General features: G+C 54.9%; 15 protein-coding genes. 7 read left to right on the top strand and 8 right to left on the bottom strand.

The window, feature by feature from the left end:
* Nucleotides 1-79 precede the first annotated feature (79 nt).
* From yidC to HMPREF3066_RS12565, 5 genes are all read right to left on the bottom strand, one after another.
* A complete protein-coding gene (gene yidC, locus HMPREF3066_RS10455; RefSeq protein WP_070442804.1) occupies nt 80-1,723 on the bottom strand; it encodes a membrane protein insertase YidC in 1,644 nt (547 codons plus the stop codon).
* A gap of 112 nt (nt 1,724-1,835) precedes the next feature.
* Nucleotides 1,836-2,057 carry a membrane protein insertion efficiency factor YidD gene (gene yidD / locus HMPREF3066_RS10450; RefSeq protein ID WP_003762642.1) on the bottom strand — a complete coding sequence of 74 codons (222 nt, stop codon included), beginning with the start codon at nt 2,055-2,057 and terminating at the stop codon, nt 1,836-1,838.
* Nucleotides 2,057-2,395 carry a ribonuclease P protein component gene (gene rnpA, locus HMPREF3066_RS10445; protein WP_049225447.1) on the bottom strand — a complete coding sequence of 113 codons (339 nt, stop codon included), beginning with the start codon at nt 2,393-2,395 and terminating at the stop codon, nt 2,057-2,059. The genes yidD and rnpA overlap by 1 nt, the downstream gene beginning before the upstream one ends.
* Nucleotides 2,396-2,397: 2 nt before the next feature.
* Complete coding sequence (rpmH, locus tag HMPREF3066_RS10440; RefSeq protein ID WP_002214728.1) at nt 2,398-2,532, bottom strand: 50S ribosomal protein L34; 135 nt, start codon at nt 2,530-2,532, stop codon at nt 2,398-2,400.
* A 53-nt stretch (nt 2,533-2,585) separates the two neighbouring features.
* Nucleotides 2,586-2,804 carry a hypothetical protein gene (locus tag HMPREF3066_RS12565; protein WP_321178937.1) on the bottom strand — a complete coding sequence of 73 codons (219 nt, stop codon included), beginning with the start codon at nt 2,802-2,804 and terminating at the stop codon, nt 2,586-2,588.
* 153 nt (nt 2,805-2,957) lie between these two features.
* Here HMPREF3066_RS12565 and dnaA point away from each other — a divergent pair, with 153 nt between their 5' ends.
* Complete coding sequence (gene dnaA, locus HMPREF3066_RS10435; protein WP_070442801.1) at nt 2,958-4,508, top strand: chromosomal replication initiator protein DnaA; 1,551 nt, start codon at nt 2,958-2,960, stop codon at nt 4,506-4,508.
* Nucleotides 4,509-4,656: 148 nt separating this feature from the next.
* Nucleotides 4,657-5,760, top strand: a complete 1,104-nt coding sequence (dnaN, locus tag HMPREF3066_RS10430; protein WP_003758101.1) for a DNA polymerase III subunit beta — start codon at nt 4,657-4,659, stop codon at nt 5,758-5,760.
* A gap of 93 nt (nt 5,761-5,853) precedes the next feature.
* Here dnaN and HMPREF3066_RS10425 read toward each other — a convergent pair whose 3' ends face one another.
* The 3 genes from HMPREF3066_RS10425 to pip form a co-directional block, all read right to left on the bottom strand.
* Nucleotides 5,854-6,378, bottom strand: a complete 525-nt coding sequence (locus HMPREF3066_RS10425; RefSeq protein WP_070442807.1) for an RDD family protein — start codon at nt 6,376-6,378, stop codon at nt 5,854-5,856.
* Between the two features lie 97 nt (nt 6,379-6,475).
* Nucleotides 6,476-6,895: a hypothetical protein gene (locus tag HMPREF3066_RS10420; RefSeq protein WP_003767286.1), complete on the bottom strand. Its 420-nt coding sequence runs from the start codon at nt 6,893-6,895 to the stop codon at nt 6,476-6,478.
* A gap of 263 nt (nt 6,896-7,158) precedes the next feature.
* Nucleotides 7,159-8,094 (bottom strand): prolyl aminopeptidase, encoded by a 936-nt coding sequence (gene pip / locus HMPREF3066_RS10415; RefSeq protein WP_070442798.1) that lies wholly within the window; start codon nt 8,092-8,094, stop codon nt 7,159-7,161.
* 157 nt (nt 8,095-8,251) lie between these two features.
* On the opposite strand from pip, the gene HMPREF3066_RS10410 reads away from it, so the two are divergent.
* From HMPREF3066_RS10410 to HMPREF3066_RS10390, 5 genes are all read left to right on the top strand, one after another.
* Nucleotides 8,252-8,731 carry an LPS-assembly lipoprotein LptE gene (locus HMPREF3066_RS10410; protein ID WP_070442795.1) on the top strand — a complete coding sequence of 160 codons (480 nt, stop codon included), beginning with the start codon at nt 8,252-8,254 and terminating at the stop codon, nt 8,729-8,731.
* On the top strand, nt 8,731-9,732 hold the full coding sequence (holA, locus tag HMPREF3066_RS10405; protein WP_070442792.1) for a DNA polymerase III subunit delta: 1,002 nt from the start codon (nt 8,731-8,733) through the stop codon (nt 9,730-9,732). The genes HMPREF3066_RS10410 and holA overlap by 1 nt, the downstream gene beginning before the upstream one ends.
* Nucleotides 9,733-9,926: 194 nt before the next feature.
* Nucleotides 9,927-10,577, top strand: coding sequence for a site-2 protease family protein (locus HMPREF3066_RS10400; protein WP_003741178.1), 651 nt, complete (start codon nt 9,927-9,929; stop codon nt 10,575-10,577).
* Nucleotides 10,578-10,735: 158 nt separating this feature from the next.
* Entirely contained in the window at nt 10,736-11,740 is a 1,005-nt protein-coding gene (gene dusB, locus HMPREF3066_RS10395; RefSeq protein WP_070442788.1) for a tRNA dihydrouridine synthase DusB, read from the top strand.
* 39 nt (nt 11,741-11,779) lie between these two features.
* Complete coding sequence (locus HMPREF3066_RS10390; protein WP_003776673.1) at nt 11,780-12,151, top strand: hypothetical protein; 372 nt, start codon at nt 11,780-11,782, stop codon at nt 12,149-12,151.
* Nucleotides 12,152-12,275 lie beyond the last annotated feature (124 nt).

Genomic DNA, 12,275 nt, shown 5'->3' with positions numbered 1-12,275 from the left:
GGGGATGTCCAACTTTTGGGGTGCAGTTCACTCGAAACACGAGTTTTCAGACGACCTTTTTTAGTATGTCAAACCGCTGTTAGGAAACAACTTCGCCTTGGGTGCGTTGTTTGTCGATGCTGCGGTTGATGTGCCATTGTTGGGCGATGGTCAGGAGGTTGTTGACTACCCAGTACAATACCAGACCGGCAGGGAAGAAGAAGAACATGGCTGAGAAAACCAGCGGCATGACTTTCATCATTTTTGCCTGCATCGGGTCGGTCGGCGGCGGGTTGAGGAATGTTTGGGCAAACATGGTTACCGCCATAATTACGGGCAGGATGTAGTAAGGGTCGGAGCGGCTAAGGTCGGTAATCCAACCCAGCCAAGGTGCCTGACGCAATTCTACGGAGGCAAACAACGCCCAGTACAAGCCGATGAAGACGGGGATTTGCAACAGCATGGGCAGGCAGCCGCCCAGCGGGTTGATTTTTTCGTCTTTGTAAAGCTGCATCATGGCTTGCTGTTGCGCCATACGGTCGTCGCCGTATTTTTCTTTGATGGCTTGCAGTTTGGGCGCGGCGGCGCGCATTTTTGCCATAGAGCGGTAGGATGCGTTGGTCAGCGGGTAGAGTACGGCTTTGACGATAATGGTCAAAACGATGATTGCCCAGCCCCAGTTGCCGATAATGTTGTGCAGTTGGTTCAGGAGCCAGAAGAGGGGGGAGGCGAACCAGTGTACTTTGCCGTAGTCTTTTGCCAGTTGCAGGTTGTCGGCGATGTTTGCGATGACGGATGTGGTCTGCGGGCCGGCGTAGAGGCTGATGGAGGCTTCGGATTTCGCGCCGTTTTGGATGGCGGCAAGGGGAACGCTGACGCTGGTGCTGTACAGGTTGTCGTTGCGGCGTTTGATGTCGATACGGCAGTCGCCTGCGGCGCAAACGCTTTGTCCGCCTTTAGGCTGGAGGATCCAGGTGGACATGAAGTGGTGTTCAATCATGCCGAGCCAGCCGGTTTGGGTTTTGCGGGCGTATTCGGCTTCGTTTTTGCCTGATTTGGCATCGTCGTCCAAGTCGGAGAAGTTGACTTTTTGGAATTTGCCTTCAGGGGTGTAAACCACCGGGCCGACGAAAGAGCGGGTAAAGTAGCCTTGACCTTCGGGTTCGCTGCGGTCACGTACGATGCGGTAGTCTGCGCTCAGGTTGGCAGGCTTGCCGCTGGTGTTGGTGATGTCGAAACGGACGTTGACGAGGTAGCTGTCTTTGGTAAAGGTATAGACTTTGTCGATTTTCAGTCCGTTTGTTTCAGGCGCGCTCAGGCGGACTTCGACTTTGTCGCCGTTGAGGCTGTATTGTTTTTGCGGAGCGGTAAAGTTGACGCCTTTCAGGATGTTGTTGCCTTGTGCGTCCAAAAGCTCGGACTGGGCAACGTAGGTGTATTCTTTGCTGTCGTTAAACAGGGTGAAGGGTTTGTTTTCGTCGCCATTTGCTTTGTATTTGAGCAGGGTCATTTGACGCAGGTCGCCGCTTTTTTCGTCGATGACGGCTTTGACCGTGTCGGTCGTTACGGTAATCGGCGTTGCGGGGGCGAGTGCGGCTTCAGCGGCAGCGGTTGCGGCGGTTTGCTGCTGTTGCTGCGCGGCTTGTTGTGCCGGATTGGGTTTGGGGCTGGGGAAGAAATGTTCCCAGCCGGCATAGATTGCCAGCGAAATGGCAAAAAATGCTATAAATCTTTTAAAATCCATAAGAGATTCCTGGAATTGACGGGTATGTAATGGAGATGAAAACTGCTTCAGACGGCATTATATAGAAACCGACGGGAAATTAAAGGAAATCAAGTTATCCGAATGATTCGAATTACGGGACGGGGTCGTGTCCGTGTCCGCCGAAAGGGTGGCAGCGGGCGATGCGTTTGAGGGCGAGCCAGCCGCCTTTGAATGCGCCGTATTTTTTGACTGCCTCGACCGCATATTGCGAACAGGTCGGGGTATAGCGGCAGCGCGGCGGTATCAGCGGGCTGATGGCGTATTGGTAAAAACGGATCAGCGCGAGGATGAATTTGGACAACAGGGTATTCATCAGCGTTTGCGCATGAGTTGCGCCAATTGGTTTCGGGCTTCGGCAACGTTTTGCCGGTTGAATGCCAGGCGGACGCGTACGACGAAATCATGCGGCGGCAGGCTGTTTTTGTTCAGTCTGAACCAATCTCGGATGACGCGCTTCATGTAGTTGCGTTCATGCGCGCGTTTCGCTGTTTTTTTGCTGACGACCAAGCCGAGCCGCGGATGGTTCAATCCGTTGTCGGCAGATTGGGAAACTTGCAGCAAATCGCGGCTGCGCCGGTTTTTGAACGCAAAAACGGATGAAAAATCATCCGTTTTTAATAAGCGGTACTGCTTTCCGAAGCGGTAGTCCAAAATTACACTGCCAAGCGTTTGCGGCCTTTGGCGCGACGGGCTGCCAATACTGCGCGGCCACCGCGGGTTTTGGAGCGGACCAGGAAGCCGTGGGTACGTTTGCGTTTGGTAACGGAAGGTTGATAAGTGCGTTTCATGATGTTTCCTAAAAAATCGGTAGATAAATAAACCGTGAATTACACTCTAATTTTCATCTTTTGTCAATCTCGGTTGAGTAAATGGATATGGCGCGCGGGGTGATTCGGTTTGCGGATTTGCGCGGCGCTTTGTGGATAAAATTTCCGGCAGGTTGTGGATAAAGTTTGGCGGAGTGGGTATAATCGGCACTTCCTGTCCCTTTGTCGGGCGATAGGTCGTCTGAAAATGTTGGTGCGGATTTATCGTGATGATTTTCCGAAAATAATTTCATTGTATTTTCAGACGGCGTCCGGTTTGGCGGATAGGGTTTGTGCGGTATTTGCGACACTTTTCCCGTCGGGCTGAAACCGCATTTTCAAGGGCTGCAATTTCCGACGGTTTTTCTCCGTTTCTTTCTAACGATTTCCACGACTCGAGCTTATTCATGACGCTAGCAGAATTTTGGCCGCAGTGCCTCCGCCGACTTCACGATATTTTGCCTGCCGGGCAGTTCGCGCAATGGATTGCGCCCTTGACCGTGGGCGAGGAAAACGGCGTGTGGGTGGTTTACGGTAAAAACCAGTTTGCCTGCAATATGCTCAAAAGCCAGTTTGCCGCCAAAATCGAAGTGGTGCGTGCGGAATTGGTTCCGCAGCAGGCGGCGTTTGCGTTTAAAGCGGGCGTGGGGCAGCATTATGAAATGGCGGAAAATGCGGGGGCGGTTGCGCCTGAACAAGCCGCGTTGACGGAAGAAATGCCGAAAGCGGACGCACAAGAATCTTTTTCGGACGAGACGTCGTCTGAAAACTTAGACAGACCCTCCGTTGCGAAAACGGCGGCGGATATTTTGGCGCAGCGCATGAAAAACCTGCCGCACGAAAACAAGCAGCCTGCCGCCGCGCCCGCAGAATCCAAAGCCGTTGCCAAAGCCAAAACGGAAGCGCAGCGCGATGCGGAAGAAGCGCGTTATGAACAGACCAATCTGTCGCGCGACTACACATTCGATACCTTGGTGGAAGGTAAGGGCAACCGCCTTGCCGCCGCCGCCGCCCAAGCCATTGCCGAGAATCCGGGGCAGGGCTACAACCCGTTTTTCCTGTACGGCAGCACGGGTTTGGGTAAAACCCACTTGGTGCAGGCCATCGGCAACGAACTGCTGAAAAACCGCCCTGACGCCAAAGTACGCTATATGCATTCAGACGACTATATCCGCAGCTTTATGAAGGCGGTGCGCAACAATACTTATGATGTGTTCAAGCAGCAATACAAACAATACGATCTGCTGATTATCGACGACATCCAGTTCATCAAAGGCAAAGACCGTACGATGGAAGAATTCTTCTATCTGTACAACCATTTCCATAACGAGAAAAAACAGCTCATCCTCACTTGCGACGTGTTGCCTGCCAAAATCGAAGGCATGGACGACCGCCTTAAATCGCGTTTTTCATGGGGTTTGACTTTGGAACTCGAGCCGCCCGAGCTGGAAATGCGCGTGGCGATTTTGCAGAAAAAGGCAGAAGCGGCAGGCATCAGCATTGAAGACGAAGCCGCATTGTTTGTTGCCAACCTGATTCGTTCCAACGTGCGCGAACTGGAAGGCGCGTTCAACCGCGTCAGCGCCAGCAGCCGCTTCATGAACCGTCCCGTTATCGACATGGATTTGGCGCGTACGGCTTTGCAGGACATCATTGCCGAAAAACACAAAATCATTACCGCCGACACCATTATCGACGCGACTGCCAAATATTACCGCATTAAAATCAGCGATATACTCGGTAAAAAACGCACGCGTAACATTGCCCGTCCGCGTCAGGTCGCCATGAGCCTGACCAAAGAGCTAACCACCCTCAGCCTGCCGTCCATCGGCGACGCTTTCGGTGGACGCGACCACACGACCGTCATGCACGGCGTGAAAGCCGTAGCAAAACTGCGCGAAGAAGATCCCGAGTTGGCGCAAGATTACGAAAAACTCCTGATTCTGATTCAAAACTGAGTCAGAACCGGCTTTCAGACGACCCCTCTCTTAAAAGGTCGTCTGAAAACACAAATACACTTTGATTTTAACGGCGGCGAATCAACCATCTCGTCCGCCGAACCCGATTCAAAAACACCCGAAATAACCGATTCAAAAGGAATTGACCATGCTGATTTTACAAGCCGACCGCGACAGTCTGCTCAAGCCGCTGCAAGCCGTTACCGGTATCGTCGAACGCCGCCATACCCTGCCCATCCTCTCCAACGTCCTGCTCGAAAGCAAAGACGGTCAAACCAAACTCTTGGCGACCGACTTGGAAATCCAAATCAACACGGCCGGTCCGGAAAGTCAGGCAGGCGACTTCCGCATCACTACCAATGCCAAAAAATTCCAAGACATCCTGCGCGCCTTGCCCGACAGCGCCATCGTTTCGCTCGACTGGGCGGATAACCGTCTGACTCTGCGTGCAGGCAAATCACGCTTCGCCTTGCAAACCCTGCCTGCCGAAGACTTCCCGCTGATGAGCGTCGGCGAAGACATCAGCGCCGCGTTTTCCCTGTCGCAGGAGACTTTCAAAACCATGCTTTCACAAGTCCAATACAGCATGGCAGTACAAGACATCCGCTACTACCTCAACGGCTTGCTGATGCAGGTTGAGGGCAACCAACTGCGCCTCGTCGCCACCGACGGCCACCGCCTTGCCTACGCCGCCAGCCAAATCGAAGCCGAATTGCCCAAAACCGAAGTCATCCTGCCGCGCAAAACCGTTTTGGAACTCTTCAAACTGCTGAACAATCCGTCCGAACCCATCAGCGTCGAGCTGCTCAACAACCAAGTACGCTTCCAATGCAACGGCACGACCATCGTCAGCAAAGTCATCGACGGCAAATTCCCCGACTTCAACCGCGTCATCCCGCTGGACAACGACAAAATCTTCCTCGTTTCCCGTACCCAACTTTTGGGTGCGCTTGAACGAGCCGCCATCCTTGCCAACGAAAAATTCCGCGGCGCGCGCCTGTTCCTGCAACCCGGCCTCTTGAGCGTCGTGTGCAGCAACAACGAGCAGGAAGAAGCACGCGAAGAACTCGAAATCGCCTATCAAGGCGGCGAACTCGAAGTCGGCTTCAACATCGGCTATCTGATGGACGTATTGCGCAACATCCATTCCGACGATATGCAGCTTGCCTTCGGCGATGCCAACCGCTCGACCTTGTTTACCGTGCCGAACAACCCGAACTTCAAATACATCGTTATGCCGATGCGCATCTGATGCGGCGGTTGTTTTGAAATGAATAAAAAGGTCGTCTGAAAACCAAACAGGTTTCAGACGACCTTTTTATGTGGCTGAACAACAGCGAAACAATCAGCTTTCGGATATTTCCTGTTTTAAATCGACCAATCGCGTTCCCGCCAAGAAATCGTATAAAAACTGCCGGTCGGGGTTCAGCAGGGCAAAGCCCCACGGCAGGATGAGCCAGATAAGGGCGGCACCGAAGGCAGGTATGGGCGGGATGGCGAGCAGGTGGCGCAGGCCGGCGTAGGCGAGCAGGGGGATGAAGACGACGAAGATACACGACCAAATAAAGCGGATGCGCAGTTGCGACAATGGCGGCAGCGTACCGTTTCTGCCGTGCAGCCCGATTTTCCACGTCTGCATGGCGAGGGTGCGGCCGGTCTTCGTCCAGTTGGTTTTGAAGTAGAGCCACCAGCTGCCTACAAAGATAACGCAGGTAACCAAGCTGGAAAGGAGCTGGGAGACGGGGTTGAGGAAAATCGCGGCGATGCCGGCAAGGATGGCGGCGATGGCGGTCACGGCGCCAGTCAGCAGCAATTCGTACATCAGGGCGGCAAGGCGGCGTTTGACGGGGGCGGGGGGAAAGGCGGTCATGACGGTCTGCTCGGTAAAAAGGTCGTCTGAAAAACGGAATGTTTGGTTTGGGCGAAACCGCCGCATCCGTTTTCAGACGACCTTTGTGTGGGAGGAATCAGCGGTGGGGGCGTTTTTGTCCGCGCGCCTGCTGGGCTGCCATCTGGTTCATTTCCTGACGGGTCGGGCGTTTTTTGAACATGGCGTGCGCTTCATCGGCCGAACATTTTTGCGACAGGCAGACCAACGTTATCGCGTCTTTTTGGTGCTGGCCGCCGCTGTGGTACATACGGCGCAGGTTGGCTTCGTTGATGCGGCCTTTTTCGGGGTCGATGTCGAATTTTTTCAGGCGTTCGAGAAACTGGCGCTGCTGGCGGCGCGAAGTCCAGACAAAGCCGCCGGCGGCTGCGGCGACAATGATGACGGCAAGCAGGATGGCAAGCGGCCACGAATCGACGATTAAGACGATGATCAGGCTTAAAACGGCGGTGGTCAGCACGAGCAGGCCGCCGATGCGGAGTTTGGTTTGGTTGTCCATGAAGTTGTAGTTCCTTATCAAGGGTGGGAGGTCGTCTGAAAAACGGAGGCTGGTTTCGGAGAACCTGCCGCGTCGGTTTTCAGACGACCTTGAATCTCGTAATTAACGCTATTTTACAGTATTTTCGGAATTTGGTGGGAAGGTGGCGGCAGGCGGATCTTCCTGTCGCAAAGTCAAAGAAAACGGGATTGTTTGTTTGCCGTTATTTCCATCTAGACAGAAATAACGGCAAGTTGTGCTTTTATGATTTCAATTCCTTATTATCACCACGCCGCGCGTTCCCTCATATCTTCCACCGCCTCCGCCAACGCCGCCGCCAATGGCGGATCAAACGACGAGTGTCCCGCCTGAATCACGCGCAGTTCGGCTTCGGGGAGCGCCTGCGACAGTTCCCACGCGCTTTGCATGGGGGTGCATAAGTCGTAGCGTCCTTGCACGATGATGGTCGGGATATGTCGGATTTTGTCCGTGTTCGCCAAAATCGCTTTGTCGCCTTTCAGCCAGCCTTCGTTGACGAAATAATGGTTTTCCAAGCGGGCGATGGCGAGCGATTGGTACGCGTCTTCATCGACGTCTTGCGGCTCGAAGCGGATCAGGTAGCTTTCCCAGTCCGCCCAAGCCTTAGCCGCTTTCAGACGACCTGCTTCGTCTTCGCCGAACAGCATTTCGTGATACGCCGCAATCAGGCTGCCGCGTTTTTCTTCGGCGACGGGCGCGAGGAATTTCTGCCATTGCGCGGGATAAATCTGGCTGACGCCGCCTGCTTCGTCCAGCCACGCCATTTCAGACGGGCGGCACAGGAATATCCCGCGCAAGACGAGTCCGGCAACGCGTTCGGGATGGGTTTCGGCATACGCCAGCGACAAGGTGCTGCCCCACGAGCCGCCGAACACCAGCCATTTTTGGATACCCAGCATTTCGCGGATTTTTTCGATGTCGGCAACCAAGTCCCAAGTCGTGTTGTCGTCGGTGCAGGCGTAAGGCAGCGAACGGCCGCAGCCGCGCTGGTCGATGATGACGATGCGGAACACGTCGGGATTGAAAAAGCCGCGGCAGGCAGGCGATGCGCCCGCGCCCGGGCCGCCGTGCAGGAAGATGACGGGCAGTCCGTCGGGATTACCGGATTCTTCCCAGTAGATTTGATGGATGTCCGATACTTGCAGCAGGCCGCTGCGGATGGGTTCGCGGATGGGGTGCATGATGTTTCTCCTGTTGTCTGACGTTGGGATTGTACCCATCGGGCAGGCAAACGACAAACGGCAAGGGGTCGTCTGAAATCCCCTTCCGCCGCCGCGTTTCCCGACCGACCGACTATCCGCTATAATTCCCCGATACCCGCGCAACAGAAAGAATGAAATGAACAAAATCCTGATGACCGCCGCCGTGCTGCTTCTGTCCGCCTGCGGCTTCCACCTCAAAGGCATGGGCGGCACCGCACGTACGCTGCCGTATCCCGCTTGGCACATCCAAAACGCCTCCGTGATGCAGAAGGCTTTGGAAAACGCCCTGCGCCGCGCTGACGGCAAACCCGTTTCCGCCGCCGAAGCGCAAATGACCTTGAACATCAAGGGCATCGAAACCCGTCAGGACATCTACACCATCACCCGCGCCGCGTTGGTCAACGAATACCTGCTGACGCTGCGCGTCGAAGCCCAAGCCATGCGCAACGGCGAGCCTGTGGGCGAACCGATTACCGTCCTCGTCAACCGCACGATGGACTACAACGACAGCGAAGTGTTGGGCAAACAGGAAGAAAGCGAAACCATCTGGGCGGAAATGCGCGCCGACGCCGCCGACCAAATCGTCCGCCACCTGACGTTCTTGAAAGCGTATTGATGGCGGTCATGAATATCGAACAGGTCAACGCGGATATGCCGCTTTCGCCGCTGTACATCATTCACGGCGAAGAAGACCTGTTGCGCATCGAAACCCTCGATACCCTGCGCGCCGCCGCCAAAAAACAAGGCTACCTCAACCGCGAAGTCTTTACGGCGGACAACGGCGCCGACTGGGACGAACTTTTGCAAAGCGCAGGCAGCGCGGGGCTTTTTGCCGACTTGAAACTTTTGGAAATCCACATTCCGAACGGCAAGCCCGGCAAAACCGGCGGCGACGCGCTGCAAACCTTCGCCGAACGCCTGCCTGAAGACACCGTTACCCTGATTCTGCTGCCCAAGCTCGAAAAAGCCCAAACGCAGGCAAAATGGTTCACCGCGCTCGCCGCCAAAGGCACCGTACTCGAAGCCAAAGCCATTAGCGCGCAAGCCCTGCCGCAGTGGATAAAGGGTCGTCTGAACAAGGTCGGACTCAATATCGAACCCGACGCGCTCGCCCTGTTTGCCGAACGCGTCGAAGGCAACCTGCTCGCCGCCCGCCAAGAAATCGACAAACTCGCCCTGCTGCACCCGCAAAACCATACCGTTAACATCGCCGATGCCGAAGCCGCCGTCGCCAACGTCGCCCGTTTCGACGTGTTCCAACTCTCCGGCGCATGGATGAAAGGCGATGCCCTGCGCGTCGCCCGCCTTCTGGACGGACTCGAAGAAGAAGGCGAAGAGCCTGTCTTGCTGCTGTGGGCGGTTGCCGAAGACATCCGCACCCTCATCCGCCTGACCGCCGCGCTTAAACAAGGACAGAGCGTACAATCCGTCCGCAACAGCCTGCGCCTGTGGGGCGACAAACAAACCCTCGCGCCGATTGCCGTCAAACGCATTCCCGCCGTCCGCCTGATCGAAGCGCTGAAAACCTGCGCTAAAATCGACCGCATCATCAAAGGCGCGGAAGACGGCGACGCGTGGACGGAGTTCAAGCAGTTGGTAACGGGGTTGGCGGTGTGAAGGTGTATATATCCGGGTTGCTTGCGGCGAGCACATCCTGTTATTAGAGCCTGCCCGGCATGATGAAGACCGGGGAGGGGTTGAAAACCCGAAAAAAAAGAACATATTGAATGAGGCAGAAATCTTCCTGTTTCCGATAAATCGGCCATCCGCACATACACCGTCGTTTTCAGACGACCTTTCAAAGGAAAACCATGTTTCAAAACTTTGACTTGGGCACTGTCCTGCTCGCGATTCCGCCCGTCCTCCTTGCCCTGACCATACGCGAAGTCGCGCGTGGTTATACCGCCCTCCGTTGGGGCGACAGTACCGCCCAACAATACGGGCGGCTGACGCTCAACCCCCTGCCGCATATCGATCCGGTAGGTACGATCGTCGTCCCCATAATCAGCCTGCTGCTGACTCCGTTCGTTTTTGGTTGGGCGCGCCCGATGCCCATCGACCCGCGCAATTTCCGCGATCCGCGCCGCGCTTGGCGTTGGGTTTCTATTTCCGGTCCGATTGCCAATCTGATTTTGGCGTTCTTCTGGGGCTTTGTCGCCGCCTTTGCCGTTTACGCGCCCGAATCCTATCAGGAACCGTTGGTCCGAATGGCGCAATACGGCGTTATCGTGAACGCGATTTGGGTCGCTTTCAGCCTGATTCCCATCCTGCCTTGGGACGGCGGCATCTTTATCGATACTTTCCTGTCTGCCAAACAGTCCATGCAGTTTCGCAAAATCGAACCTTACGGAATGTGGATTGTCCTAATATTGATGTTCACAGGGCTGCTGGCAAAAATCATCCTGCCTATCGTTGCACTGATACAGACGGCTGTGTACCTCTTTATGACCTTGTTAATCTGAACCGTCCGCAAGACGGCGAAAAGGTCGTCTGAAACCTTAAACACACCCGCAGGGCGCATGATTGCGCCCTTTGTTTTACCTGTTTCCAAAGTAAATCCCATTGGAAACCCTGCTTAAAAATTGTACAATGGCAGCCCTTTCCATACGGCGGTTTGACCATGCGCATCGGCGGCTACATTATCGACAATCCCATTGCACTCGCCCCGATGGCGGGCATTACGGACAAACCGTTCCGCCGACTTTGCCGAGATTTTGGCGCAGGTTGGGCGGTGTGCGAAATGCTGACCAGCGACCCGACGCTTAGAAATACCAGAAAGACCCTGCGCCGCAGCGATTTTGCCGATGAGGGCGGCATCGTTGCCGTCCAGATTGCCGGCAGTGATCCGCAGCAGATGGCGGATGCCGCGCGTTACAACGTCAGCCTCGGGGCGCAGGTTATCGACATCAACATGGGCTGTCCCGCCAAAAAAGTCTGCAATGTTCAAGCCGGCAGCGCGCTGATGCAAAACGAGCCGCTGGTTGCCGCCATTCTCGAAGCCGTCGTCCGCGCGGTGGACGTTCCCGTTACCCTCAAAACCCGTTTGGGCTGGCACGACGACCACAAGAACCTGCCTGCCATCGCCCGTATCGCCGAAGATTGCGGCATTGCCGCCCTTGCCGTCCACGGACGCACACGCACGCAAATGTATAAAGGCGAAGCGGCTTATGATCTGATTGCCGAGACCAAAGGTCGTCTGAACATCCCCGTCTGGGTCAACGGCGACATCACTTCGCCGCAAAAAGCCGCCGCCGTCCTCAAACAAACCGCCGCCGACGGTATCATGATAGGGCGCGGCGCACAAGGCAGGCCGTGGCTCTTCCGCGATTTGAAACATTATGCCGAACACGGCGTTTTGCCGCCTGCCTTGAGCTTGGCAGAATGCAACGCCACCATTTTGAACCACATCCGCGCCATGCACGCGTTTTATGGCGAAGTCGCCGGCGTGCGCATCGCCCGCAAACACATAGGCTGGTACATCGACGAAATGCCCGACGGCGAGCAGACACGCCGGGACATCAACCGCTTGGACAGCGCTGCGGCACAATACGATACCCTTGCCGCCTATCTTGAGACGCTTTCAGAGAAAACCGACCGCTGGGTGTGTGATTATCGTGAAGGTTAGGGCGTTTCAGACGACCTTTTTATCTTGGGAGAAGTAAATATGAAATTAACGCCGCGTTTACAAAGCTTAGGTATTGCTGCGCTGTTGATGACAGGATACGGGTTTTATGCTTATGACTATAATTTGATAGCCTGTAAATTAATGGATCGCAATTGGAATGACGACAAGGGCAGGTGCATGAATCCCGATTGCCGTCAACATGATGCGTGTATGTTGAGTGCGTTTAAGAGTAGAGCGACATGCGAAACCATCCGCCCCGGTGACAGTTTGGACAAGGCTTGGTATGTACTGGGCGAACCTTGGTATGAGAAAAACGGGCGTTTCTTTTGGGATGATAAATATGGAGATCATGTAGCAGAAATCGAACCGGACGGAGAAAAGGTTGGCAAGATTACCTGCTTGGGGGAGTAGGTTGCGTGGACTGTAATCCGGCATGGTGAAGGCTTGATGGTTAATCTTCATTCATTCTTAAAGGCTGATGTGCCTTTCTACAACCCCCTCTTTAATATAGTGGATTAACTTTAAACCAGTACGG

The organism is Neisseria sp. HMSC03D10 (assembly GCF_001807625.1).
Taxonomy (GTDB): domain Bacteria; phylum Pseudomonadota; class Gammaproteobacteria; order Burkholderiales; family Neisseriaceae; genus Neisseria; species Neisseria mucosa.
The sequence above is the reverse complement of the archived record's forward strand: the minus strand, read 5'-3'. Positions and strand labels throughout refer to the sequence as shown.